The sequence below is a fragment of the Methylobacterium sp. GC_Met_3 genome, assembly GCF_026540775.1.
GTDB lineage: Bacteria > Pseudomonadota > Alphaproteobacteria > Rhizobiales > Beijerinckiaceae > Methylobacterium.
Map to the genome: position 1 here is coordinate 16833 of NZ_JALNUL010000008.1, position 23727 is coordinate 40559.

The window sequence follows — 23727 nt, forward strand, 5'->3', positions numbered from 1 at the left end:
CCGCAAGATCTGCAGGATCCCGTTCAGATGATCGTATCCAACTCCTGCACGATCCTCCTGCGGCGGGAGTAGACATTGTCCCAGATATACGGCTCGACGATACTCTTGTACCGGGTCTGGAGGATATATTTGACCTTCTTCAGGCCTTTGAGAGGCTGGGTATTCCGATTGGTGTTCGGAAAGGATTTCGCAAACTCGGTATAGACCTGAAAATAGGCGTCTCCCCAGGGGGTGAAAGGGCCGTGCCAGGGGCGTGGGTTCGAGCAGAAATGCAGCAGATGGGCGGGCACCTCTCGGAAATGGCTGTAGTTCATGAGGAAGGTGGGAAAATTCCATCTCATGGACATCAAATTCTTGTTGCCAGCTAATATAATATTCAGAGCGTCCTGATCGAAGAAGGTGAAAGCGTTCTTGTTCCGGGCGAGCAGACCTTTGATCTCCGACCGCAGGTCGCCGATGATGCTCCGCTTGAGTTTCATCACGCCCGAATTGAAGTACCGCTCGTGATCGGCCTCGTTGATGTCCAGGGATCGGAAATATCGTTTGATCCGCTTCGCCATCCGGGTGTTGTCGTTGACGATCAGGGTCATGGCATCGCGGGCCGCCACGAAATCGTGGTGCGCCAGACCGGGCGCGAACAGGTCCTCGAGGGAGTTGGGCACCTGTGTATCGCCGTCGATATACACCAGATTCCTGTATTGTGCCGGAAGCCCCTTGTCGAGAAACAGCCGCGCGTAGGCCAGGGGGACGCCCTCAAGTTCAGATTGCGGCATCAGGATGAATTTGACTCCGGACGCCTCGGAAAGTGTCGCCGCCAATCGTGTGTTGTCGTTCGGCTCATCGAAACACACGATGGCGACATTGGCGCGCTCATGCGGCGTGTTTTTTCTGACCTGCAGGGCACTCAATGTTGCAGGAAACAGATAATTCGAATCGACAGCATAGCAAACGCAATTGTCCTGCATTGCCGCCTCGGCTTACGATCTTAATTAATGCTTAAAAGTGGCATATCATGAAGCATTCACGATAGCAAATTGTGCATTTGTGACTTTTTCAAGCTAAAATGATTTTATTTTATAAAACAATATTCGGTTCGCATCAAAATAGTTCGGAAATCGAGTCGCTCCACCGTAGAGCAGAAATTCGACAATCCGGTCGCTCGCCGAGATCACTCTGAATAGAAACGAATACAGATTTTCTATGTTTTCTCATGCCGAATACAGCTCTACACAGCCTTCTTGACAGTTCGAAATCAGAATTCATAAATCGCGGATACATTCCGTTCGGCGAACTCACGAACGCGTGAACAAGCCGGTGCGCCCTCACCCGATCCGCAGACAGGTCCGTGGCCCGAGCCGCCGCAGCAGCCGCAACAGATCGGCCCGGGCGAGCGCGACGCAGCCTTCCGTGGGGCGGTAGCCGTCCCGGGCGAGGTGCAGGAAGATCGCCGACCCCCGCCCTCTGCGAATCGGCCCGCGGTTGTAGTCGAGGTCGATCACCACGTCGTAGAGCCCGTCGTCCCGCCAGAGCGTTTCGGCGCTGACGCCCGGGGCCGGCAGGCGGATCGGGCGGTTGTAGCGGCGGTCCCGGCTTTCGTCGCACCAGCCGTCGCCGGGCCGGGTCGCCCGGAGCGGCAGGGCCGTGCGTGGGCGAAGCCCGAGATGGTCGGGCCGGTAGGCGCCGCCGCGCAGCCGGAACCGTCCGCGAGGCGAGCCGCCGTCGCCCTCACGCTTGTCGACGACGATGCCGCCGGCGCCGAGCGCGCAGGGAATCACCGTGGGTCCGACCAGCAGGTGGCCCCGGGACCGGTTGCCGATCACCGCGCGCATGCGGATCTCGCGCAAAGTCACGGGGACGCCGTCCTCGGCCCGTCCGCCCGGCCGTCGCCGCATGTCCGCCCTCCCCTCAGCCAGCCGGCTGGCCGGCCTCGACCGGCGCGCCTTATGCCCGATATTCGCGCCCGGACAGATGAAAATTGCGCACAAGGCAATTTCCCGCCACAAAGTGTGCTCTATCCTTGCCCGGAGCCTGGGGCGTCAGCCGGGACTTGGGAGGAGACCGGTCCCGCGCCAGCGCGAGAGGGGCACCTTCGGAGTCCGGCACGGCGGCCCGGCCACCGCAGCAGACCCGCTCGCCGGGGCGCCCTCCGCCTCGACGGTGCAATGATGCGGAAACGAAGGCCTCCGCAGGATCGCCGCGATCACGTATCGCGGCGATCCTGCCGAGAACCGCTAGTCTTGCGTGCTGCCCCCCGGGAGGATCGCCCTCCCCCACCGGCGGCCTGTCCTGGGACCCGGACGATGTCGAATGCCTACCGCCTGCTGATCTGCGATGATGACGCGATCCTGCGCGACACCCTGACCGAGCAGCTCGATCTCTGCGACGAGTTCACGGTCTTCACCGAGGCGAACGCCACGGACGCGATCCGGCGGACCGCCACGGAGCGCATCGACCTCGCCGTGATGGATGTCGGCCTGCCCGATCTCGACGGGCGCGAGGCCGTGCGCCGGATGCGCGCCGGCGGCTTCCGCGGACCGGTGATCATGCTCACCGCCCAGGATTCCGAGGCCGATCACGTCGAGGGGCTGGAGGCCGGCGCCAACGACTACGTCACCAAGCCGTTCAAGTTCGGCATCCTGCTGGCCCGGATCCGCGCCCACCTGCGCAGCCACGAGGCCTCCGAGGACGCGGTGTTCCAGATCGGCCCCTACACGTTCCGGCCCGGCGCCAAGCTGCTGGTCGGCGAGCGCGGCTCGAAGCTCAAGCTGACCGAGAAGGAGACCGCGATCCTGCGCTTCCTCTACCGGGCGGGCCGGGCCGTGGTGAACCGCGACACATTGCTGGCGGAGGTCTGGGGCTACAACGCCCACGTCACCACCCACACGCTGGAGACGCATATCTACCGGCTGCGCCAGAAGATCGAGCCCAACCCGGCTACCGCTGCGATCTTGGTGACGGAGGGCGGTGGATACAAGTTGCTGCCCTGACGAAAAGACGTTTTACGTATATGCGACCAATCGGTACGCGTATGCGCAGGGTAGTGAGGCGTTCTTGGGGCTCGACGACGATATCGCGATCCTCGCCGGTGCGCCGCTGTTCGGCTTCCTTGATCGGGATGCCCTGCGCCTGCTGACCTTCGCGGCCGAGCGCCGCGACCTCGCGGATGGTGACCTGCTGTTTGCCCGCGGCGACCCGGCCGATGGCGGCTTCGTGGTGATGTCGGGCACGATCCGGCTCGAACCCCGGGACGCCCACGCCGAGCCGGTCCGGGCCGGCCGCTCCGCGCTGATCGGGCAGCTCGCCCTGTTCGTGCGCGGGACGCGCCCGACCGTGGCCCGGGCCGAGAGCACCACCGCGGTCATGCGCATCACCCCGACGCTGATGCGCCGCGTGCTGGAGGAATTTCCGGAGGCCGCGCAGGCCGTCCACGCGACGCTGGCGGACGACCTCGCCGACTTGGTGGCCGACCTCGACCGGGTGCGCGCGCTCCTCGACGTGATCGACGGCATCTCCTCAGGTGACAGCCCCGGTGCCCGCTTGTAAGCACGGGCTCCCGCCACGAGAGTGTTTCGACCTCCATGTCCCAGGCCGGCAAGCCCATTTCTGATCTCGCCCATTCCGATCTCGCCCAGACCATCGAAGCCGCCTGGGAGGACCGCGCCACTATCTCGACCGCGACCCGCGGCGCGGTGCGCGAGGCTGTCGAGGCGGCACTCGATCTGCTCGATTCCGGCAAGGCCCGGGTCGCCGAGAAGAGCGGCAACCACGATTGGGTGGTCAACCAGTGGCTGAAGAAGGCGGTGCTGCTCTCCTTCCGTCTCAACGACATGGCGACGATCGCGGGCGGCCCCGGCGGCGCGCCCTGGTGGGACAAGGTCGCCTCCAAGTTCGCCGGCTGGGGCGAGGCCGAGTTCCGCGCCGCGGGCCTGCGCGCCGTGCCGGGCTGCTTCGTGCGCCGCGGCTCCTACATCGCGCCCGGCGCCGTGCTGATGCCGAGCTTCGTCAATCTCGGCGCCCATGTCGGCGAGGGCACCATGGTCGACACCTGGGTGACGATCGGCTCCTGCGCGCAGGTGGGGAAGAACTGCCACATCTCCGGCGGCGCCGGGATCGCGGGCGTGCTGGAGCCGCTCCAGGCCAACCCGGTGATCATCGAGGACGATTGCTTCATCGGCGCCCGCGCCGAGGTGGCCGAGGGCGTGATCGTCGGCCAGGGCAGCGTCCTGTCGATGGGCGTCTATATCGGCGCCTCCACCAAGATCGTGGACCGCACCACCGGTGAGGTGATGTACGGGCGCGTGCCGCCCTACTCCGTCGTCGTCTCGGGCACGATGCCCGGCAAGGCCCTGTCGGACGGCTCGCCCGGCCCCGGCCTGTACTGCGCGGTGATCGTCAAGCGCGTCGATGCCGGCACCCGGTCCAAGACCGCCATCAACGAGCTGCTGCGCACCTAAACCGCACGCCAGGGCTTTGCCCTGGCAACCCACCCAAGGGCGCGGCCCTTTGGGATCCCCGATCGGGTGGACCGCCGGATGGACACGCAGGCGCTGAACCTCACGGTGGCGGGCTGGCCGGTGCCGACGCCCTGCGACGTGATCGGGCAGGGGAAGGCGGCGCTGCTGTTGCCGGCCCTGTCGACCATCTCGGCGCGGGCCGAGATGCAGGCCCTCGCCCGTGCCCTCGGGTCCGCCTATCGCTGCCGCATGCCCGACTGGCCGGGCTTCGGCGCCCGGTCGCGGATGCGGGTGCCCCTGGCCCCGGAAACCTTCCAAACCTTCCTGGATGCGCTGCTCGAAGCCGCCCCGGGCCCCTACGCCCTCGGGGTCGCGGCCGGGCACGCCGCCGGCTATCTGGTCGCGGCGGCGCGGCGTCATCCGAAAGCCTTCGACCGGCTGGTGCTGGTGGCGCCGACCTGGCGCGGGCCGCTGCCCACCGCGATGCCGGCCCGCGCCCACTGGTTCCCGCGGATCCGCCGGGCCGTGGAGGCGCCGCTCCTCGGCGAGGCGCTTTACCGGATCAACATCAGCCCGCCGATCATCGGCCGGATGATGCGCGCCCATGTCTACGCCGACGCCGCCCGGGTGACCCCGGCCCTGATCCGCGAGAAGCACGCCATCACCCGCCAGCGCAACGGCCGGTTCGGCACCGCCGCCTTCGTGACCGGCGGCCTCGATCCGGTGGGCAGCCGCGCCGATTTCCTCGACCTGTTCGCGGGCGACCTGCCGCCGATCTTGGTTCTGCGCCCCGACGGCGCGCCGCGGCGTTCGGGCGCCGAGATGGACGCGCTGATCGCCTCGGGCCGGGTGACCGGCGCCGCGATCCCCGGTGCGCTCAGCCCGCATGAGGAGCACCCGGAGGCGGTCGCGGCCGCGATCCGGGCGGCTTGAGGATCCATAGGGCAGGGCGCCCGGAGGATATCGAGCGGCATTGCGACCATGCCGCCCCGGTCTCGATCCGGCTTCAGGCGCGGCTCAGATGTTCACGCCGACGCTGCCGCGCTTCTGAACCCGCGGGCAGCCGCCTCGGTCTCCTCGATAAGCGTATCGAGAGCCGTCAGGCTGCTGCTGATCTGAGCGTTCAGGTCGGCGCGGATCTTGTCGATCCGTGTGTGACCGGGCAGCTCTTGTCCTTGCAGGCCGGCAATTTGCGCCGTCAGGTCGGCACGTCTCCGTTGCAGGTCTATCAGGAGCACCTCGACCTGCGCCGTCATCAGGTCCGCGGCCTGAGCTGGGTCGGCCAGTGAAAGGGTTGCTTCCGCTTCGGTCATGGCAGCTTGATTCTCCCTCCGGCGGAGAGGGCTAGATCATGTGGCTCGTTCCAAGCTTGGCGGCGACCCTTTGGGTCAAACGCTGCGCTTGGCGAGGGTCGAGCGCCCCCTGGACACGATCCTCCGCCTGTGCGCGGACTGACTGGGCCGGCTGAACCGTTCGTCCGGCAGAGCGGGAGCACCCGCGGAAGCATCCGATAGAATCCCGGATCCAATGATGCGCCTCTCGCTCCGGCCCCCCTGCCTTTCGGCAGTCCTCGTCCTTCTGCTGGCGTCCGCCGGTCCGGCCTGCGCCGAAGAGGCGCCCCGCCCCGCCCCATCGCCTGCACCCTCGGCTCCGCCCTCCCTCGGCGCCGACACGCTCAGGCCCGGCAAGCCGGCCGTGAAGCCCTACCTCGCCGATACGGCGCTGCCGGACGCGATCCAGATCCTGCCGCCGCCGCCGGCCCACGACGCGCCCCTCGACAAGGCGGACCGGGCGGCCTTCGCCACCACCCGCGCCCTCAAGGGCAGCCCCCGCTGGGAGATCGCGGCCAACGACGTGTCCGAGGGGGCGGCCGCGGTGCTGGAGAACTTCGCGTGCGTGCTCGGGACGCGGATCGACCAGGCCCGGGTGCCGGCGGTGATCAACCTGCTGGAGCGCGCCCGCCTCGACCTCGCCCATGCCACCCGGGGTCCAAAGGTGCATTACCGGCGCCTGCGCCCGTTCGTGGGCAACGAGGCGCCGATCTGTGTGCAGCGGACCGAGAAACTCGCCGACAGCTTCAGCTACCCCTCCGGCCACGCCACCCAGGGCTGGGCCTATGCGCTGATCCTGGCCGCCCTGGTGCCCGAGAAGGCGACCGCGATCCTGGTGCGCGGGCGGGCCTACGGCGAGAGCCGCGTCGTGTGCGGCGTGCATTGGCTCAGCGATGTGGTGGCCGGGCGCCTCACCGGCACGTCGGTCTTCGCCGCCCTGATGGGTGATCCGACCTTCCGGGGCGACATGGAGAAGGCCCGCGCCGAACTCCGCGCCGCCATGACGAATGCCGGGACGGGCGCCGGGGCGGCCCCTGATCAGGCCATCTGCACCCGGGAGACAGAGGCTCTGCGCGAGCCGCCGCTGGAGTTCTAAGCTCGAACGATTACAGTTTTTAAGTCTTCTAAGTGTGTGATTTACAACACGTATTTGGCTTGATCAATAAACCGTGAACGATCAATCGTGAGCCCAGTGCCGATCTAAAGGCACGCAACAGGGTTCTTGATGTCCATGCGTACCGCCCGACTCGGGCTGCTCCTCGCCTCCACCACCCTCGCGGGTCCCGCCCTCGCGCAGGACCGAAGCGTGCAGCTCAACGAGATCTCCGTGGAGGCCGTCGGCCCCGGCCCCGCGGTGGCGGCCGGCGCGGGGCTGGGCGGGAACGTGAGCAGTGGCGACGGCGGCACGGCGGCGACCAGCGGCGGGGGCGGGGGGCCGTCCGGCATCACCGGCTACGTCGCCCGGATCAGCCCCACCGCGACCAAGACCAACACGCCGCTGATCGAGACCCCGCAATCGGTCTCGGTCGTCACCCGCGAGCAGTTGAACGACCGCAACGTCCAGAGCTTCAGCGACGCGCTGGCCTACGTGCCGGGGGCGAGCGTCAACGTCTCGGGCTTCGATCCGCGCTTCGATCAGGTCTTCATCCGCGGCTTCGACGTGCTGTCCAACCAGGGCACCTACCGCGACGGCCTGCGCCAGATCGGCAGCGGCTTCATCTTCCCGCGCATCGAACCCTACGGGCTGGAGGCCGTGACCGTCCTGCGCGGGCCGACCTCGGGCCTCTACGGGCTGGGCTCGCCCGGTGGCATCCTCGACGCGACCTCGAAGCGCCCGGTCTTCGCGCGCTTCGGCGAGGTCTGGTTCCAGAGCGGCAGCTTCGACCGCTTCCAGGGCAACTTCGATGTCGGCGGCCCGGTGGAGGGCTCGGGCGGCACCATGGCGTACCGGCTGACCGGCGTGCGGCGGGAAGCCGGCACCTTCATCGGCCGCGGCACCAACAACGACCAACTCAACATCGCCCCGGCCTTCACGTGGAAGCCCTCGGCCGATACCACCTTCACCTTCCTGAGTGAGTTCCAGGTCCGGAACACGCCCGCGACCGTGTTCTACTACAACGATCCCGGCTTCCGGGTGACCAAGTACTACAGCGGCGACCCGCGCTTCGCGGGTCTCGACCAGACCCAGTACCGGGTCGGCTACGCCTTCGAGCACCGGTTCTCGGAGGATCTGATCTTCCGCCAGAACTTCCGCCACTACGGCGTCTTCCTCAGCGCCAAATACACCGGGATCGATTCGATCAACGCGGCGCGCACGCTGGGCTCCCGCTCGACCGGCTACATCCGCGAGGGGCTGGTGCAGCAGACGCTGGACAACCAGCTCGAGGCGCACTTCGTCACCGGCCCGGTCGCCCACACCCTGGTGGCCGGCGTGGACTACGCTCATTACGGGCTGAGCAACCGCTTCGGGGCCGGCCCGGCGCCCGACCTCGACCTGCTCACCCAGAATTACGGCCGGCAGTTCATCCCGACCCCGACGCTGGGGAGCCCGACCCGGCAGGCGCAGGATCAGATCGGCGTCTACCTGCAGGATCAGGCGCGGTTCGGCGACTTCATCCTGACCCTGAACGGGCGCCACGACTGGATCTCCCAGGACAACCGCGCGACACCGGTCAGCGCAGTCACACGCCAGGACAACACCGCCTTCACGGGCCGCGTCGGCCTGGGCTACGTCCTGGCGCCCGGGCTCGTGCCCTATGCCAGCTACGCCACGACCTTCACGCCGCAGGTGGGCACCGACGTGCGCGGGCAGGCCTTCAAGCCCGCGACCGGCGACCAGATCGAGGCCGGCGTGAAATACCTGATCCCCGGCACCAACATCCAGACGGCGTTTGCGGGCTTCGACATCGAGCAGTCGAGCATCCTGCGGACCGACCCGACCAACCTCGCCTTCCAGGCCGCCACCGGCGCCGTGCGCTCCCGCGGCTTCGAAGCCGAGGCGACCGCCAACCTCGCGCCTGGCACGAACCTGACCATCGCGTACACGCACCTCGACTTCCGCTTCGTGAACCAGACCTCGTTCACGGGCGCGACGCAGGACGGGAACCGCGTTTCCGGCATCCCGAGCGACACCTACGCGTCGTTCCTGACCTACGCGTTCCCGACCTACTCGCCCCTGCGCGGCCTGACGATCGGCGGCGGCATCCGCTACATCGGCACGAGCTTCGCGGATGACGACAACACGGTGCGCAACCCGACCGTGACGCTCTACGACGCGCTGGTCGCCTACGATTTCGCGGCGATCGACCCGAAATACCAGGGCCTGCGCGCGCAGATCAACGCCACCAACGTGTTCGACCGGACCTATAACACCTGTGCATTCGGCAATTGCTACCGCGGCGCGCCGGCCACGGTGATCGGCAGCCTGATCTACCGCTGGTAGCAGGCCCGGCAGGGGACACCGGCATGGCAGGCTCCCGCTCCCGGCACTGGAGATCGGCGCGCATTTCGTCCTAAGACCGGAGCCTCGTCCTCCGGTCCGGACCCGCCATGCTGTCGACCCTCTTGGTCGTGCTGCCGATCTTCGCGCTTGTCTTCGCCGGGTGGCTCGCCCGGCGGATCGGCGTGCTCGGCGCCGCCGCCACCACGGAACTCAACCGCTTCGTGGTCTTCCTGGCCCTGCCGGCGCTGCTGTTCGACGTCACCGCCCACGCCCATTGGGCCGATCTCTGGAAGCCCGGCTTCATCGGCGCCTTCGGGCTGAGCAGCCTCGCGGTCTTCGCCTTCACCGTCCTGATCCGGTGCGGGGCCGGGCGACCGCTCGCCGATTCCGCCCTGGACGGACTCAATGCCGGCTACGCCAATACCGGTTTCATGGGCTTCCCTCTGGCGCTCGTAGTCTTCGGGCCGGAGGCGCTCGCACCCACCACGGTGGCGGTGATCCTCACGGTCTGCGCGGTGTTCGCGGTGGCGATCGTGCTGATCGAGATCGGGCTGCGCCGGGCGGACTCGGCGGGCAGGGAGGGGAGTTCGCGCGTTCCAATCTGGCTCGCGGTCGGCCGCTCGCTGGTGCGCAACCCGCTGCTGGTCGCCCCGGCGCTCGGCGCCCTGGTGCCGAGCCTCGGCCTCGCCGTCCCGGCGCCGGTGGAGACGTTCCTGAAACTCCTCGGGGGGGCAGCCTCGCCCTGCGCCCTGGTGGCGCTCGGCCTGTTCCTGGCTCAAAGGCGCCGGAGCCGGGGCGGGGCAGGGCGGGATGGGCATGCGCGGATCGCGGCCTTGCTGGTCGCGCTGAAGCTCGCCGCCCATCCGCTGCTGACCTACGGGCTCGGCCGGTACGTCTTTGATCTGCCGCCGCTCCTGCTGCACACCGCCGTGCTGATGGCGGCGCTGCCCACCGGGACCGGGCCGTTCATGCTGGCGGAGTTCTACCGGCGCGAGGCCGACCTGACCGCCACCGTGGTGCTGGTCTCGACCGTGCTGGCGGTGCTCACCGTCTCGGGATACCTGGCGACACTCTGAAACCAGCCGACCACGCTCTCGCCGCAGTGGAATCGTAACCCGCGCCGCGTAGCTTGGTGGCGCGGCACGCAGTGTCCGCGCTAGAACGATCCGGCGAAGCGGGGCGGAACGACGGCGTGATGGTGGGTTCGGGCGTATCACTCGCGGGGCGGATCGCCCGCTTGACCTGCGTGGCCGGCTTGGCCTTGAGCCTGTCGGCCTGTTTCCGTCCGCTCTATGGCCCGACCGCCTCGGGTGAGTCGGTCCCGGCGCTGCTGGCCGCCGTGCAGGTCGACGACGTCGCGATGGCGCAGGGCCAGGAGCGGCTCGGCCACTATCTGCGCAGCGAACTGGTGTTCGACCTCGACGGCTCGGGCCAGCCAGCGACCAAGCGCTACCGGCTCAAGCTCTCGGGCTCCGAGATCGTGCAGACCCCGATCGTGTCGTCGACCACCGGCCGCGCCGAGGCCGGCACCCTGGTGGCCAACATCAAGTACAGCCTGGAGGACATGGCGGGCACCAAGGTCTACAGCGAGGGCGTGGCCACCTCGACCGCGACCTACGACCGCTCGGTCCAGCGCTTCGCCAGCCAGCGGGCGGCGCGCGATGCCGAGATCCGGCTCGCCAGCGTGCTGTCCGACCAGATCAAGAGCCGACTGGCCGCCGTCCTCTCCACCAAACCGTAACCGGCATGACAGCCGTCAAGGCCGGTGAGATCGAGGGGCTCCTCCGGCGCGGGCCCGATCCGCGCATCCCGGTGATCCTCGTCTACGGGCCCGATACCGGCCTCGTGACCGAACGCGCCCGCAAGCTCGCCGAGGATTTCGTCCCCGATCCGGCCGATCCCTTCGCGCTGGTACGGATCGACGGCGATGCTTTGGCCTCCGACCCGGGCCGCCTATGCGACGAGGCCGGCACGATGGGCCTGTTCGGCGGCCGCCGGTCGATCTGGATCCGGCCCGGGAGCCGCAACTACGCACCGGCCGTCGAGGCGGTGCTGGGCGCGCCGGTGGCCGAGGCCCGCATCGTCGTCGAGGCGGGCGACCTCGCCAAGAACAACCCGCTGCGCACCCTGTGCGAGCGCTCCCCCCGGGCGCTGGCGATTCCCTGCTACGCGGATGACGAGCGCACGCTGGCCGACCTGATCGACCGGACCCTTCAGGAGCGCGGCCTGCGGATCGACCGGGCCGCCCGGGAGGTGCTGGCCCGTAGCCTCGGCGGCGACCGCCGGGCGAGCCTGATGGAGATCGAGAAGCTCGCCCTCTACGCGGCCGGGGAGGGCACCGTGACGCTGGATCACGTGGAGGCCATCACCAGCGACGTGGCGGCGAGCGTGCTCAACACGCTGATCGACGCCGCCTTCGACGGGCGCCACGCGGCCGTGGAGCGCGATTACCGGCGGTTCCGGCACGAGGGCCTGGATCCGGGCGTGGTGCTGGGCTCGGCCCTGCGACACGCCCTGACGCTGTTGACGACGCGGCTGGACAACCCCGACAAGACGCCCGCCATGATGGTGGCGACGTGGCGGGGCCTGCATTTCAAGCGCAAGGCCAGCCTGGAGGGGCAGCTCGGCACCTGGGGGCCCAGCACCCTGCGTCAGGCCGCGGTGGCCCTGCAGGGGGCCGTCCTGGCCTGCCGGCGGGCCGAACCGGAGCTGGCGCACGCGCTTGCCTCCGCGGCGCTGCTGCGGGTCGCGGAAGCAGGCGCGCGCCGGCGTCGGTAGAAGTCCCGGTTTCAAAAGGCCGAGGCCTTTTGCGGGTGCAGGGCAGAGCCCTGATGGGTTCGGGCGAAGCCCGTTTGTCGGTCTTCGCCCGATGTCGGAGCTCCGCCCCGACACCCCGCCAAAGGGCTCACCCTTTGGGAACCTCGACTCCGCTCAGCCGTCCGAGACCTTGAACCGGTTCAGCAGCGCCTGCAGCTCGTCCTGGGTCTCGTAGCGGATCCGGATCTCCCCCGAGGCCTCGTCCTTCGGGCGGTACGACACCTCGACGCCCAGTGCCCGCCGAATCCGCAGCTCCAGATCGCGCACCGGCGCGGCGCGCTCGGCCGACAGGCGCGGGCGGCCGGGGCGAGGGGTCTCGCTCGGCTCGGCCTCAGCCTCGGCCGAGGCCAGGGCCTCCACCTGCCGCACCGATAGGCCCTCGGCCACGACCCGACGGGCCAGACCCTCCGGGTCCTTCACCGACAGCAGGGCGCGGGCATGGCCGGCGGTCAGCTCGCCGGCGGAAAGGCGGTCCTGCACGGCGGGCGGCAGGTTGAGCAACCGCAGGGTGTTGGCGAGGTGGCTGCGGCTCTTGCCCAGGATCTCCGCCAGATCCCGTTGGGTATAGGAGAAGTCCTGCATCAGGCGCTCGTAGCCCGAGGCCTCCTCGATCGGGTTCAGGTCGCTGCGCTGGACGTTCTCCAGAATGGCGAATTCCAGCGAGGCGCGGTCGTCGATCTCGACCACCACCACCGGCACCTCGTCGAGCCCGGCCCGCTGGGCCGCCCGCCACCGCCGCTCGCCGGCCACGATCTCGAACGTGCCCGGCACGTCGCCGATCGGGCGGACCACGATCGGCTGGATCAGGCCGCGCTGGGTGATCGAGGTCGCGAGTTCGGCGAGTTCCACCTCACCGAAGCTGCGCCGCGGGTTACGTGGGTTGGGCCGCAGGAACTCGATGGCGACCTTGCGCTGCCCCTCGATCTTCGCGGGCGTCGGCGCGGCATCGCTGAAATCGCCGATCAGTGCGGCGAGACCGCGCCCCAGCCGGGGTCTTGCCCCCTCCTCCGCCATGCTTGCCACCCGTCTCACGCTCCACACGCACCCCCGGTTTCGTGGGGGCTCTCTCGTCGCCGTCAGGCCGCCGCCGGAACCCGGCCCTCGCGCTGGATCACCTCCGAGGCGAGGCGCAGATAGGCTTGGCTGCCGGCGCATTTCAGGTCGTACAGCAAGGCCGGCTTGCCATGCGACGGGGCCTCCGAGATCCGCACGTTGCGCGGGATCACGGTCTCGTAGACCTTGTCGCCCATGAAGCCGCGCACATCCGCCACCACCTGGGCGGAGAGGTTGTTGCGCGGGTCGAACATCGTCAGCACGATACCCTGGATCGTCAACTTCGGATTGAGAGCGCCGCGCACCTGCTCGACGGTCCGCAGCAGCTGGCTGAGGCCCTCCAGGGCGAAGAACTCGCATTGCAGCGGTACCAGCACGGCATCGGCCGCCGCCAGGGCGTTGATGGTCAGCAGGTTGAGCGAGGGCGGGCAGTCGATCAGCACGTAGCTGATCCGGCTCAGGCTCGGCGCCTGGGTCAGGCTCTTGAGCGTGCCGCGCAGCCGGTGCGCCCGATCGGGCAGGGTGGCGAGTTCCAGCTCCAGCCCGAGAAGGTCCATGGTCGAGGGCGCGATCGACAGGCGCGGCACCGCCGTGGGAATCACCGCCTGAGCCAGCGACGCCTCGCCGGCCATGACCTCGTAGGTCGAGACCCGCCGGCTTGCCCGGTCGATCCCGAGGCCCGTTGAGGCGTTGCCCTGGGGGTCGAGATCGATGACCAGCACGTCCTCGCCGATCGCGGCGAGCGCGGTGCCGAGGTTGATCGCCGTCGTCGTCTTACCGACGCCGCCCTTCTGGTTGGCAAGCGCCAGGACGCGCAGAGGTCGACGCACGGAAGACTCCATGGACCGGTCGGCGGGCTCGCCGAGGATGGCTTCGCTCATCGATGACTCGGGGCGGCGAGGGCGGTGACGCGCACGATTCGGGCTTCGGAATCGGTCCGGCTCGGCACGAGGTCGTTAACGACTGTCCACTGCGCGGCAGCCTGGGTCAATTCGGCTTGCGCATCCCGGCCCTTCGGAAACAGACCGGTGGTACCCGTTTTCAACAATGGCTCCGTCCAGGCGAGAAGTTGGGGCAGGGGCGCGAGGGCCCGGGCGCAGACGATTTCGGTGGCTCCGACATAGTCGCCGATCACGGCCTCGATCCGCGCGTTGCGCACCCGGACCGGAGCCCCGGTGAGACGGGCCGTCTCGGTCAGGAAGGCGCATTTGCGGGCGTTGCTCTCCACGAGATCCACCCGGATGCCCCGCTCCGCCCCCGCGATGGCAAGGATCAGCCCCGGGATACCGGCGCCGGAGCCGAGATCGAGCCAGGTTTTCGCCTCCGGGGCCAGATCGAGGAGCTGGAGCGCGTCGTCGATGTGCCGGCTCCAGACCTCCGTCAGGGTGGCGGGGCCCACGAGATTCTTGATCGGCTGCCAGCGGCGAAGCTGAGCCACGTAGATGTCCAGACGCTCGGCTGTTTCACGTGAAACATCCGAGGCTGCGAGGATGCGGGCGCGGTCGGGATCGGTCATGCCGACGGACGACCCAAACCTACCCGATCACCCCGGCGGGCATGGGCGGCCAGCAGCGTCAGGGCGGCGGGCGTCACGCCCTCGATCCGGGCCGCCTGCCCCAGCGTGCCGGGCCGCACGGTCTCAAGCTTCGTGCGCATCTCGTTGGAGAGCCCGCTGATCGCCGCGTAGTCCAGACCTGCCGGCAGCCGCACAGCCTCGTCCCTTCGGAAGGCCGCGATGTCGGCGTTCTGCCGGTCGAGATAGACCGCGTAGGTCGCGTCGGTCTTCAGACGGTCGGCGACCAGCGACGGCACCGCAGCGAGGTCCGGCCAGATCGCCGCAAGATTCCACCATTCGATCTGCGGATAGGCGAGGAGCTGAAAGGCGGTCCGCCGGATCCCGTCGCGGTTCAGGCTGAGGCCGTGGCCGGCGGCTTGGCTCGGCGTCAGCGTCAGGGCATCGAGCCGGGTACGGGTCGCGTCGAGCGTCTGCTGGGATGCCGCGAAATGTGCTGCGCGCCGGGAGCCGACGCAGCCCAGTTCGACCCCGCGGGGCGTCAGACGCGCATCGGCGTTGTCGACCCGCAGGGACAATCGGTACTCCGAACGCGAGGTGAACATCCGGTAGGGCTCGCTGACCCCATGGGTCACGAGGTCGTCGATCATGACGCCGAGGTAGGATTCGGCCCGATCGAAGATCGCCGTCTCGAGGCCACCCGTGCGACGGGCCGCGTTCAGGCCGGCCACCAGACCCTGCCCCGCCGCCTCCTCGTAGCCGGTGGTACCGTTGATCTGCCCGGCGAGGAACAGGCCGGGACACCGCTTCACCTGCAGCCCCGTATCGAGTTCGCGGGGATCGACGTAATCGTACTCGATCGCGTAGCCGGGCCGCAGGATCTCGACGCGCTCCAGGCCCGGGATCAGCCGGACGAGGTCGTGCTGCACCGCCTCGGGCAGGGCCGTGGAGATGCCGTTCGGGTAGATCGTCGGATCGTCGAGCCCTTCAGGCTCCAGGAAGATCTGGTGGCCCTCGCGGTCACCGAAGCGCACCACCTTGTCCTCGATCGACGGGCAGTAGCGGGGGCCCCGGCTGGCGATGCTGCCGGAATACATCGGCGAGCGGTGCAGGTTGGCGCGGATCAGATCGTGGACGGCTTGCGTCGTCCGGGTGATGCCGCAGCGGATCTGCGGGTTGGTGATGCGTTCGGTGAGCGTCGAGAACGGCACCGGATCGGCATCGGCATCCTGCATCTCCAAGCTGGCCCAGTCGATGGTCCGGCCGTCGAGGCGCGGGGGCGTCCCGGTCTTGAGGCGGCCGAGGCGCAGGCCGAGGCGATCGAGGGTCCGGGCCAGCCCGATCGCGGGGGCCTCGCCGACCCGGCCAGCCGGGATCTGGCGCTCGCCGATATGGATCAGGCCCCGCAGGAAGGTGCCGGTGGTCAGCACCACCGCACCGCAGGCGAGGCTGCGCCCGTCCGCCAAGACGAGGCCCTGGATCTGGCCCGCCGCATCCAGGACCAGATCCTCGCAGGCGCCCGCCACCACGGTCAGGCCCGGGATTTCGGCGATGGCAGCCTGCATGGCGGCGGCATAGAGCTTACGGTCAGCCTGGGTCCGCGGCCCGCGCACGGCTGGCCCCTTGCGGCGGTTGAGCAGGCGAAACTGGATGCCGGCCGCATCCGCGACCCGGCCCATCAACCCGTCCAGGGCATCGACCTCGCGCACGAGGTGGCCCTTGCCGAGCCCCCCGATGGCGGGGTTGCACGACATCGCACCGATCGTGGCCGGATCGTGCGTGACGAGGGCCGTGCGCGCGCCGCAGCGCGCCGCGGCGGCCGCCGCCTCGACGCCGGCATGGCCGCCACCGACGACCGCGACGTCGAACCGGTCGGAGGAGGGGAGGGGCATCGAATCTCGAACTGCGTCTGCGGACATGTCGCCGGATGGTCCCAAGGGGACGTTGGCGGCCAAGCGTTGTGTCAGCCGGTCTAGAGGCGCGCGGCCGCAACGGTCAACGGGCCGGCGCCGGGTGGCCCCAGCCCACTCGGGCGCCAAATTTCTCGATACGGTGCACGAATACTGTATTTTTGATTCTATCTGGATGCGATGAAACTGATCAGCGTTGCTTTACTTTTCATCGGCCGATGAAGACCTGATGAACGCGTCTTGCCAGCTGGATGTCCGCGTGCAAACCTGCCCTGTCCCCGATTCCTAGCTGGGCGCCGGTGTCCGGCAGGCACCCGGGAGACCTCGCTTCGCAGCGTCGCCGTGGTGACGCGCGGTGGGGGAGACAACGATGTCCTCGCTTACGATCGGTCTTGGCGCTGCCTGCTGCGCGGCCGGCGCCGCCGCCCACTTCCTCGACACCACCCATCGCAAGGAGGGCGTGTTCGGGCTCGCGGCCTTCGCCCTGCTGCTGACCGGGATGTACCTGAGCCGCGCTTAGCGGTTGATCGCTTCGCAATCCCGGGTTTCCAACGGGCGAGCCCTTTGGGGGGTGCTCAGGGCGGAGCCCTGAGAGGCTTGGCCCTGAGACATCGACCAGGGCTCTGCCCTGGACCCGCGAAAGGTCTCGACCTTTCGAAACCAGGACTGGGGCTCAGCCCGTCATGGCCGTGGCCGTGTAGCCGGCCTTGGTGAGGGCCTCGGCGATCGACAGCGCCTGCGCGTCGGTGCGGATCGCCACCCGTCCCGCCGCCCGGTCCACCTCAACCTCGGCTGCGGGGTCGAGGCGCTTCACCGTGCGGATCACCGCAGCGGCACAGCCGTCGCAGGTCATGCCCTCGACCCGCATCAGCAGGTCGGCGTGCGTCGCATCCATGTGAGCCTCCGTGATCCGTATCGCCGGAATGTCGGAGCCCGGAGCGACCTGCGCAAGCGTGGGCTCAGAACAGCGCCGGCATCCGGAACGCGTAATCGATCCGCAGGCCGAACTGGTACTGGTTCGGGTTGCCGAAGGGCCGGCGCACCAGCGGGCTCGCGCCGGAGGCCCCGAGGATGCGGTTGTAGCCGGCAAAGGCCGAGTAGGCCCACGTCTCGCTCTGCGTGTAGGTCACGCCGCCGAGCACGCCTGCCGAGTAGAAGCTGGCCGGATCGTACGGGGTGACGCGGCCGTTGAGCGCGGCCTCGACCGGCGACACGCCAAAATACTTCCGGGCGTAGCTGGCATCGCCCATGTTGAAGCGCGGCCCGATCGAGAACAGGAAATTGTCCACCGGGATCAGGTAGTCGGCCGCCAGGGAGCCCACCGTGCCGTGATGCCCGTAGACGCCCTGCCGGGCCTCGACCCGGGTGCGGATGAAGGAGACCGGGTAGAACTCGGCGAACACGCCGGGCTCGACCGCGAAGCGCGCGTCGCGGAAGCCGAACAGGTGCCGCCGGTCGTCGCCGTAGTAGCGCCCGGGCACGAACCGCGCGGTCGGACCGATCCGGAAGGTCCCGTTGTCGAAGAGCGACAGGCTGAAGCCGTCGTCCGGCGTCGAGAAGCGGCGCGGCTCGCCCACCTTCCTGATGTCGATCGAGGGATAGAACACCGCCGCGTAGTCGCTGGCCCCGGGGTAGCGCGGGATCGCCTGGATCGAGCCGCTCAGGGTCACGATCCACGTGCTGGGATCGACCATGGTGAAGGTCGGCGTTTGCCGCGGACCATCGGCGGCGAGATCGGCCGCGCGGGACGCGGTGATGCCGCACGCGGCGAGAAGCGCGCCAGCGCCGAGAAGGGCACGGAGTCGGGATTTACGCGGGGGCACAGACGTCATGGCCACGCTTTATGGCGCGTTTTGCTGACCGGTGCATTTGCAAGGCGTGCAACCCATCCCGGATCGCCACGCAATCAGGCGCGCCGTGACGATTCCGCAACGTTCCAGCGGGCGTGGGCGTCACACCCCACGGAATTAACAGGCTTCCGATCGCTGGGCGTCGGCCCACGGCCTTGCCGCGCCGGTCCCTCCGGGCCATTGATCGACGGATTCGATTCGCGCCCGGCGGGGCTTCGCCTGGGACCTTCCCCGGCGACCGGTGCGCGAATCCGGCAGGTGTTCAGACGATGGTCCCGGTCCTCGGCCGGTACGCGGGGCTGTTGACGGCTACCCTTCTCGGGCTCGTCGTGTTCGGGCCGCTCGCCGTGTTCCTGCCGCTCTGGAGTGCCCTGACGCTCGGCGCCGTGTCAGCCGCGGCGTCCGGCCTCGCCCTCACCCGCATCAAGGCCCTGACGGCACGCTGCGAGAAACTGTCGGGCGAAGTCGACCTCCTGTCCCGGCGCCTGCTCAAGGTCGAGACCACCGCGGTCAAGCCGGCGCCTGACTCCGGCGAGGCGGCGCTGCGGGCCCAGATCGAGGAGCTGACCGTCGAGTTCGGCCTCCTCTCGGGCATCGTGCGCGACCTCACCACGGTGGTGAGCACGCAGGACGTCGAGATCGCGGGTCTCAATGCCCGGCCCGCACCGGCGCCTCCTGCGCCACCTCTTCCCGCGCCGGCTCCACTGGAGCCCATCCCCGCGGCCGCTCCGCCCCAGGCGGTGACCGCAGCGCGGCAGCCGGCGGTCTTCGAGCCCCCTGCCGTGCAGCCCCCTGCCGTGCAGCCGCCTGCCGTGCAGCCGCCTGCCCTCGAACCGCCGGCCCCGGTGCCGGTCCCGCCGCGGCCGATCCCGCCTCGTCCAATCCCGCCTCGTCCAATCCCGCCCCGGCCGGTGCGCGACCCCGCGAGCGAGGCCGAGATCATCCGGGCCTTCGAACAGGACGGGCTGGAAATCCACCTACAGCCGGTGGTCAGCCTGCCCCAGCGCAAGGTCGTAGCGTACGAGGCGCTGGCGCGCCTGCGGATCGGGGCTCCGGGCACCGCCCCGGCCGAGCCGGAGACGTTCCTGCCGGTGCTGGAGCGCTATGGCCGGACCACCGAACTCGACCGCCGCATGCTGCAGCGGGCCGCCCTGGTGGTGCGGCACCTCGCCCGCCGCGGCAGCGACACCCTGCTGACCTACGCGCTCTCGCCACTCTCGCTGTTCGAGCCCGGCCTGCTGCGCGAGCTGGGCCGCGCGGTGGCGGAGGATCCGTCCCTGGCCGGGCTGGTGATCGCCCTGCCGCAGGCGAGCTGGCGGGGCCTCGATGCCGGCCAGCGCGGCCTCCTGATGCCGCTGCGCGGACGGATCGGCTTCAGCCTCGACCGGCCGGACGATCTGCGCTTCGACGCGGTGGACCTCGCCGCCCTCGGCATCGGCCAAGTCCGGGTGCCGGCCGCGATGCTGCTGCGGCCGCAGGCGATCCCGGGCAGCCTGTCGGACCTCGCGGTCGAGGATACGGGGCCGGCCCTGGCGCGGGTCGGGATCCGTCTCGTCGCCACGGGCATCGCCGACGAGGCCGACATCCCCGACCTGATCGACCTCGACGTACCCTTCGCGCAGGGCGCGGCCTTCGCGGCGCCGCGCCCGGTGCGGACCGAGGTCCTGACAGCGCCGCCCGAGACCCCGGAGCCGCCCACCGAGCCGGGCCCCGAGCGGCGGCCCTTCCGCTCGGTCCTGCGCCGGGCCGTCTGAGCGCGTTCCGCGTCGCAAGGTCATGGTTTAGAAAGGGCGAGCCCTTTCGCGGGCCCAGGGCAGAGCCATGGAACGTCAGGGGCTCCGCCCCCGAACCCTGCCAAACGGCTGAGCCCTTTGGAAACCCGGACTTACCAGTAGATCTGCAGGCGCCCGACCACGGTGTCCACCGAGAACGGCGCGCGCCCGAACGTATCTGCCTGGGCCTCGCCCGGCCGCACGCGTCCGCGGACGTAGTTGGCGATCAGGCGGAGATTGGGCTCGGGATACCAGCTTAGGCCGAGGGTCACGTCCCGCTCGAGCCCGCCGCGGAAGCCCCGGGCGTCGAAGTCGATGGCGCTGTAGCGCGCCGCCAGCTCGAACACGCCGATCCCGCCCCGGGAGACCCGCTGGCCGTCCGCCACGGCGACGCCCTTGAAGGTCGCGTAGGTTGTGCCCCCCTGGGGCGTGAGCGCGTAGCCGCGCCCCTCGCCGTTCAGCACCCAGGCGGCCTCCACGTAGCCCCCCTGGAAGCCGAGCGCGGAGGCGGGCATCCCGGGTCCGCTGAACGGCTGAAGCTCAGCCCGGATATACTCGGCCTGAAGCAGGACCGGGCCCCGGCGATAGGCGAACTCGGCCCCCAACCGGGTGACGCTCGCGGCATCCGGGAGGTCGCCGGTATCCACCAGCTGGCGCTCGAACAGGGCCGTACCCGCCGGGGCCGAGAAGCTGAAGGCGCCGTCGCTGCGGGACCGGCGGCGGTAGGTCGCCGCCAGCCCAAGATGCAGGGTCTCGCGCTCCTCCAGGATCGGCGCGTAAGTGGCGCGGCCCGCCACCGCGACCCCGTCGCCAGAGATGCCGTTGCTGGCGGCGTTGCCGAACACACCGGCCACGGCGGTCCAGGCCTGCCCGTTCCGCCCGACCGCGACGCCGAACCGGCGCTCCGGCACCAGGGCGTTGGCTCCTGAGCGCTCGACGAACAGGGTGTCGTTGTTGCTCTGCAGCCATTCGAGGCTGAGCGGCACCTTCATGTTGCCGAGCGTCACGATCGTGTCCGGCAGCCCCTTCCAGGCCACGAAGGCGTCGTTGATCGGCACCACCGGATCGCTGAAATCGTACTGGAAGGCGATCACCCAGTCCCGGCCGATCGTGAGCGTCGGCTCGATCCACGAGCGGCGCACCACGAGATTGTCGGGGAAGGCCTCGGGCCCCTCGGGCCGGCTGAAGCGCGCCCCACCGGCATCGAGATGGAGCCGTCCGCCGATCTGCAGGGTGACGTCCGGCTCGGGAAAGGTGAGGCTCAGGCCCTTCTCGTCGTAGCGCAGGCGCTCGCCGTAGGGCCCCGCCAGGCCCTCGATGGCATCGCCCGCGCAGGCAGGGGCCGCGCAGGCGAGGGTGGTGGCCAGGAAGGTCGAGGCCGGGCGTGCTCTGATCACGCCACGAGCAGAGAGCAGGTCAGCCTGGCGCCGCCAATATCATGGGGTTGGATTGTGGGAGAAATCCAACCGGGGTGTCTCGGCGGCCACGGGGAGGCAGCGGCAGAGCTCGTCATGGCCGGCCAGCGAAACCCGGAGGTTTCCGAAGGGCTTCAGCCCTGAGACGGTCACTACGGCTCCGCCCTGGACCCACGAAAGGTCTCGACCTTTCGAAACCAGGACGTGCTGACGGGTCTCAGACCGCGAGATTATCGATCAGCCGGGTCCGCCCCAGGTAGGCCGCCGCAAGGACGCGGGCCGGGCCCTCGACCCGCTCGACCGACGCCAGGGTCCGGGCATCGCAGATCGTGAGATACTGGACCCGGAAACCCGCCACCTCCAGGGCTGCCCGTCCGGCGGCGATCCGCCCGGCGACGCCGGTGCCGTTGCGGGAGGCGAGGGCGATGTCGGACAGCACGGCGTGGAGTTTCGGGGCGACGGCACGCTCCTCGGGCGACAGGTAGCGGTTGCGCGACGACAGGGCGAGGCCGTCGGGCTCGCGCAGGGTCGGGACGCCACGGATCTCGACCCCCATGTCCAGATCGGACACCGCCTGCTGGATCACCCGGAGCTGCTGAAAATCCTTCTCGCCGAACAGGGCCGTGTCGGGCCGGACCTGATTCAGGAGCTTTGTCACCACCGTGGCGACCCCGGCGAAGTGGCCGGGCCGGAACGGCCCGCACAGCCCCTCGGACAGACCCGCGACCTCGATCCGCGTGGCGAAGCCCGGTGGGTACATGGTCTCGACCGTGGGCGTCCAAGCGGCGTCGGCCCCCGCCTCGCCCAGCAGGGCGAGATCGGCCTCGAGGTCGCGCGGATAGCGCGAGAAATCCTCGTTGGGGCCGAACTGAGTCGGATTCACGAAGATGCTGACCACCACACGGTCGCCGGCTCGCCGGGCCTCCGCCACCAGGGCGAGGTGTCCCCGGTGCAAGGCGCCCATGGTCGGGACCAGGACGATCCGCTCGCCCGCCGCACGCCAGTCGGCCACGCGTTGGCGCAGGGCTGCCGGGTCGCTGAAGCGCTGGGGAACCGAATCGGACACGGCACGGGCTCCGGAGAGGGGCGGGACCGCCCGTCTCAGCAGGTTTCGCAAAAGTGGCCGCCGGTTTTGCGATGAGAATTTGCGACCGGCCAAGGACCTAAGCAGAGCTGCGTCGGCACGCCAACGCAGCTCTGCTTAGAGCATGATGTCGGGGAGGGGAATTAGCGACAGTAGGGCAGCAGGGAGCGGCCGAAGGGATCATCGACGCCGAGCGGTGGCGTGAACCCGTAATAGCTCGGATGCGACAGGCCGTATTCGGAGCCGACATAGCTCGGATCGTCCGGCGCGTTGGTGGGCACGGGCGCCCGCCGCGGCGTGCAGCCGACCGGCACCACACGGGTGCGTAGGGCATAGACCGGCGGGCGGTCGATCCCGTCGCTGCGCGGGAAGAAACGGAGGCGGGCGGTGACCTCCGCCGCCCCGTAGGCGGAGCCCCGGGCGTCGAGATCCGCGGCTGCGCCGGGGCCGGCGAGCAACAGGGCGAATCCGAGCGCCATCGTCCTCCTGCGCCCGATCATCCGCATCCCGTCCCCGACGCCATCGCGAGCCGGCAGCGTGGTGAAGCAAGGTAAACGGGCAATTACCCGATGGGCAGACATCAGGTCAGCGGCATGACCAGCGCCTGCAGAACCGCGACGAGATCCCCCTCGGTCAGCCGGATCTGCAGGCCCCGTCCGCCGCCGTTGACGTGGATCTCGGTACCCGGATCCCCCAGGGAACCGGAATCGATCGCGGTCGGGAATGCACGCTTCTGGCCGAGCGGGCTGATGCCACCGACATGATAGCCGGTCAGCCGCTCGGCATCGGCGGGCTTGAGCATGGCGGCGGCCTTGCCCGAGAAGGCGGCCGCCACCCGCTTCATCGAGACCTCCCGATCGGAGGCGACCAGCAGGCAGATTGTCCGCCCGTCGACCGCCGCCATCAGGGTCTTCAGCACGCGGCCGGGCGGCACGCCCAGTGCCTCCGCGGCCTGGAGGCCGATGCGCGGGGCATCGGGATCGTAGTCGTAGGCATGGAGGCTGTAGCGCAGGCCGACCTTATCGAGGGCCTGGGTCGCCCGGGTGGTCTTTGCGGCTGATTTGGCCATGACGGTTTCGTGGATTC

General features: G+C 69.4%; 24 protein-coding genes. 11 read left to right on the plus strand and 13 right to left on the minus strand.

All coding sequences use genetic code 11. The annotated features are described in order from the left end of the window. Window positions 1–23: 23 nt before the first annotated feature. Both OXS27_RS12755 and OXS27_RS12760 read right to left on the minus strand, forming a co-directional pair. Window positions 24–965, minus strand: coding sequence for a glycosyltransferase (locus OXS27_RS12755; protein WP_267356505.1), 942 nt, complete (start codon window positions 963–965; stop codon window positions 24–26). Window positions 966–1322: 357 nt separating this feature from the next. Further along, the gene (locus OXS27_RS12760; protein ID WP_243922925.1) at window positions 1323–1892 is read right to left on the minus strand and encodes a L,D-transpeptidase family protein; all 570 of its coding nucleotides are present in this window, start codon (window positions 1890–1892) and stop codon (window positions 1323–1325) included. 408 nt (window positions 1893–2300) lie between these two features. Between OXS27_RS12760 and OXS27_RS12765 the strand changes: the two genes are divergently transcribed. The 4 genes from OXS27_RS12765 to OXS27_RS12780 all read left to right on the plus strand — a co-directional run bounded on the left by OXS27_RS12765 (window position 2301) and on the right by OXS27_RS12780 (window position 5387). Then, window positions 2301–2987, plus strand: a complete 687-nt coding sequence (locus OXS27_RS12765) for a response regulator transcription factor (RefSeq protein ID WP_243922927.1) — start codon at window positions 2301–2303, stop codon at window positions 2985–2987. Window positions 2988–3051: 64 nt separating this feature from the next. Then, complete coding sequence (locus tag OXS27_RS12770) at window positions 3052–3543, plus strand: Crp/Fnr family transcriptional regulator (protein ID WP_243922928.1); 492 nt, start codon at window positions 3052–3054, stop codon at window positions 3541–3543. A 35-nt stretch (window positions 3544–3578) separates the two neighbouring features. Next, window positions 3579–4454: a 2,3,4,5-tetrahydropyridine-2,6-dicarboxylate N-succinyltransferase gene (gene dapD / locus OXS27_RS12775; protein WP_267356506.1), complete on the plus strand. Its 876-nt coding sequence runs from the start codon at window positions 3579–3581 to the stop codon at window positions 4452–4454. A gap of 78 nt (window positions 4455–4532) precedes the next feature. Further along, on the plus strand, window positions 4533–5387 hold the full coding sequence (locus tag OXS27_RS12780; protein ID WP_267356611.1) for an alpha/beta hydrolase: 855 nt from the start codon (window positions 4533–4535) through the stop codon (window positions 5385–5387). Window positions 5388–5479: 92 nt separating this feature from the next. On the opposite strand, the gene OXS27_RS12785 is transcribed toward OXS27_RS12780, so the two are convergent. Then, window positions 5480–5767, minus strand: coding sequence for a hypothetical protein (locus OXS27_RS12785; protein ID WP_267356507.1), 288 nt, complete (start codon window positions 5765–5767; stop codon window positions 5480–5482). 214 nt (window positions 5768–5981) lie between these two features. Between OXS27_RS12785 and OXS27_RS12790 the strand changes: the two genes are divergently transcribed. The 5 genes from OXS27_RS12790 to holA all read left to right on the plus strand — a co-directional run bounded on the left by OXS27_RS12790 (window position 5982) and on the right by holA (window position 12005). Then, window positions 5982–6881, plus strand: coding sequence for a phosphatase PAP2 family protein (locus OXS27_RS12790; protein ID WP_267356508.1), 900 nt, complete (start codon window positions 5982–5984; stop codon window positions 6879–6881). A gap of 129 nt (window positions 6882–7010) precedes the next feature. Continuing rightward, window positions 7011–9227, plus strand: coding sequence for a TonB-dependent siderophore receptor (locus OXS27_RS12795; RefSeq protein WP_267356509.1), 2217 nt, complete (start codon window positions 7011–7013; stop codon window positions 9225–9227). Between the two features lie 107 nt (window positions 9228–9334). Next, on the plus strand, window positions 9335–10303 hold the full coding sequence (locus tag OXS27_RS12800; RefSeq protein ID WP_267356510.1) for an AEC family transporter: 969 nt from the start codon (window positions 9335–9337) through the stop codon (window positions 10301–10303). Between the two features lie 119 nt (window positions 10304–10422). After that, entirely contained in the window at window positions 10423–10968 is a 546-nt protein-coding gene (lptE, locus tag OXS27_RS12805) for an LPS assembly lipoprotein LptE (RefSeq protein ID WP_267356613.1), read from the plus strand. A gap of 5 nt (window positions 10969–10973) precedes the next feature. Continuing rightward, window positions 10974–12005: a DNA polymerase III subunit delta gene (holA, locus tag OXS27_RS12810; protein ID WP_244005181.1), complete on the plus strand. Its 1032-nt coding sequence runs from the start codon at window positions 10974–10976 to the stop codon at window positions 12003–12005. 153 nt (window positions 12006–12158) lie between these two features. Here holA and OXS27_RS12815 read toward each other — a convergent pair whose 3' ends face one another. From OXS27_RS12815 to mnmG, 4 genes are all read right to left on the minus strand, one after another. After that, window positions 12159–13058 carry a ParB/RepB/Spo0J family partition protein gene (locus OXS27_RS12815; RefSeq protein ID WP_243922942.1) on the minus strand — a complete coding sequence of 300 codons (900 nt, stop codon included), beginning with the start codon at window positions 13056–13058 and terminating at the stop codon, window positions 12159–12161. A 62-nt stretch (window positions 13059–13120) separates the two neighbouring features. Next, window positions 13121–13978 (minus strand): ParA family protein, encoded by an 858-nt coding sequence (locus tag OXS27_RS12820; protein WP_276081665.1) that lies wholly within the window; start codon window positions 13976–13978, stop codon window positions 13121–13123. Beyond that, complete coding sequence (gene rsmG / locus OXS27_RS12825; RefSeq protein WP_267356511.1) at window positions 13975–14613, minus strand: 16S rRNA (guanine(527)-N(7))-methyltransferase RsmG; 639 nt, start codon at window positions 14611–14613, stop codon at window positions 13975–13977. Before rsmG ends, OXS27_RS12820 begins: the two co-directional genes overlap by 4 nt. Then, window positions 14610–16502 (minus strand): tRNA uridine-5-carboxymethylaminomethyl(34) synthesis enzyme MnmG, encoded by a 1893-nt coding sequence (gene mnmG, locus OXS27_RS12830; protein WP_267356512.1) that lies wholly within the window; start codon window positions 16500–16502, stop codon window positions 14610–14612. Before mnmG ends, rsmG begins: the two co-directional genes overlap by 4 nt. Window positions 16503–16890: 388 nt before the next feature. On the opposite strand from mnmG, the gene OXS27_RS12835 reads away from it, so the two are divergent. Next, entirely contained in the window at window positions 16891–17040 is a 150-nt protein-coding gene (locus tag OXS27_RS12835; RefSeq protein WP_243922948.1) for a hypothetical protein, read from the plus strand. A 153-nt stretch (window positions 17041–17193) separates the two neighbouring features. Here OXS27_RS12835 and OXS27_RS12840 read toward each other — a convergent pair whose 3' ends face one another. Both OXS27_RS12840 and OXS27_RS12845 read right to left on the minus strand, forming a co-directional pair. After that, a complete protein-coding gene (locus tag OXS27_RS12840; RefSeq protein ID WP_243922950.1) occupies window positions 17194–17415 on the minus strand; it encodes a heavy-metal-associated domain-containing protein in 222 nt (73 codons plus the stop codon). Window positions 17416–17479: 64 nt separating this feature from the next. Further along, complete coding sequence (locus OXS27_RS12845) at window positions 17480–18352, minus strand: MipA/OmpV family protein (RefSeq protein ID WP_267356513.1); 873 nt, start codon at window positions 18350–18352, stop codon at window positions 17480–17482. Window positions 18353–18639: 287 nt separating this feature from the next. Between OXS27_RS12845 and OXS27_RS12850 the strand changes: the two genes are divergently transcribed. After that, on the plus strand, window positions 18640–20124 hold the full coding sequence (locus OXS27_RS12850; RefSeq protein WP_267356514.1) for an EAL domain-containing protein: 1485 nt from the start codon (window positions 18640–18642) through the stop codon (window positions 20122–20124). A gap of 131 nt (window positions 20125–20255) precedes the next feature. Here the strand turns inward: OXS27_RS12850 and OXS27_RS12855 are convergent, their stop codons facing one another. The 4 genes from OXS27_RS12855 to OXS27_RS12870 all read right to left on the minus strand — a co-directional run bounded on the left by OXS27_RS12855 (window position 20256) and on the right by OXS27_RS12870 (window position 23710). Then, window positions 20256–21539, minus strand: coding sequence for a porin (locus OXS27_RS12855; protein WP_267356515.1), 1284 nt, complete (start codon window positions 21537–21539; stop codon window positions 20256–20258). A gap of 235 nt (window positions 21540–21774) precedes the next feature. Further along, window positions 21775–22623, minus strand: coding sequence for a pantoate--beta-alanine ligase (gene panC / locus OXS27_RS12860; RefSeq protein ID WP_243922959.1), 849 nt, complete (start codon window positions 22621–22623; stop codon window positions 21775–21777). 161 nt (window positions 22624–22784) lie between these two features. Then, window positions 22785–23120 (minus strand): hypothetical protein, encoded by a 336-nt coding sequence (locus OXS27_RS12865; RefSeq protein ID WP_267356516.1) that lies wholly within the window; start codon window positions 23118–23120, stop codon window positions 22785–22787. 101 nt (window positions 23121–23221) lie between these two features. Further along, window positions 23222–23710: a YbaK/EbsC family protein gene (locus tag OXS27_RS12870; protein WP_267356517.1), complete on the minus strand. Its 489-nt coding sequence runs from the start codon at window positions 23708–23710 to the stop codon at window positions 23222–23224. Between the last annotated feature and the right edge of the window lie 17 nt (window positions 23711–23727).

Coding starts and splice junctions, on each gene's coding strand:
- dapD (WP_267356506.1), top strand. CDS start 3,579: ATGTCCCAGGCCGGCAAGCCCATTTCTGATCTCGCCCATTCCGATCTC.
- rsmG (WP_267356511.1), bottom strand. CDS start 14,613: ATGACCGATCCCGACCGCGCCCGCATCCTCGCAGCCTCGGATGTTTCA.
- OXS27_RS12850 (WP_267356514.1), top strand. CDS start 18,640: ATGGTCCCGGTCCTCGGCCGGTACGCGGGGCTGTTGACGGCTACCCTT.
- OXS27_RS12845 (WP_267356513.1), bottom strand. CDS start 18,352: ATGACGTCTGTGCCCCCGCGTAAATCCCGACTCCGTGCCCTTCTCGGC.
- OXS27_RS12870 (WP_267356517.1), bottom strand. CDS start 23,710: ATGGCCAAATCAGCCGCAAAGACCACCCGGGCGACCCAGGCCCTCGAT.
- lptE (WP_267356613.1), top strand. CDS start 10,423: ATGGTGGGTTCGGGCGTATCACTCGCGGGGCGGATCGCCCGCTTGACC.
- OXS27_RS12835 (WP_243922948.1), top strand. CDS start 16,891: ATGTCCTCGCTTACGATCGGTCTTGGCGCTGCCTGCTGCGCGGCCGGC.
- holA (WP_244005181.1), top strand. CDS start 10,974: ATGACAGCCGTCAAGGCCGGTGAGATCGAGGGGCTCCTCCGGCGCGGG.
- OXS27_RS12760 (WP_243922925.1), bottom strand. CDS start 1,892: ATGCGGCGACGGCCGGGCGGACGGGCCGAGGACGGCGTCCCCGTGACT.
- OXS27_RS12790 (WP_267356508.1), top strand. CDS start 5,982: ATGATGCGCCTCTCGCTCCGGCCCCCCTGCCTTTCGGCAGTCCTCGTC.
- OXS27_RS12840 (WP_243922950.1), bottom strand. CDS start 17,415: ATGGATGCGACGCACGCCGACCTGCTGATGCGGGTCGAGGGCATGACC.
- OXS27_RS12820 (WP_276081665.1), bottom strand. CDS start 13,978: ATGAGCGAAGCCATCCTCGGCGAGCCCGCCGACCGGTCCATGGAGTCT.
- OXS27_RS12865 (WP_267356516.1), bottom strand. CDS start 23,120: ATGGCGCTCGGATTCGCCCTGTTGCTCGCCGGCCCCGGCGCAGCCGCG.
- OXS27_RS12815 (WP_243922942.1), bottom strand. CDS start 13,058: ATGGCGGAGGAGGGGGCAAGACCCCGGCTGGGGCGCGGTCTCGCCGCA.
- OXS27_RS12795 (WP_267356509.1), top strand. CDS start 7,011: ATGTCCATGCGTACCGCCCGACTCGGGCTGCTCCTCGCCTCCACCACC.
- OXS27_RS12765 (WP_243922927.1), top strand. CDS start 2,301: ATGTCGAATGCCTACCGCCTGCTGATCTGCGATGATGACGCGATCCTG.
- OXS27_RS12755 (WP_267356505.1), bottom strand. CDS start 965: ATGCAGGACAATTGCGTTTGCTATGCTGTCGATTCGAATTATCTGTTT.
- OXS27_RS12780 (WP_267356611.1), top strand. CDS start 4,533: ATGGACACGCAGGCGCTGAACCTCACGGTGGCGGGCTGGCCGGTGCCG.
- OXS27_RS12785 (WP_267356507.1), bottom strand. CDS start 5,767: ATGACCGAAGCGGAAGCAACCCTTTCACTGGCCGACCCAGCTCAGGCC.
- mnmG (WP_267356512.1), bottom strand. CDS start 16,502: ATGCCCCTCCCCTCCTCCGACCGGTTCGACGTCGCGGTCGTCGGTGGC.
- OXS27_RS12800 (WP_267356510.1), top strand. CDS start 9,335: ATGCTGTCGACCCTCTTGGTCGTGCTGCCGATCTTCGCGCTTGTCTTC.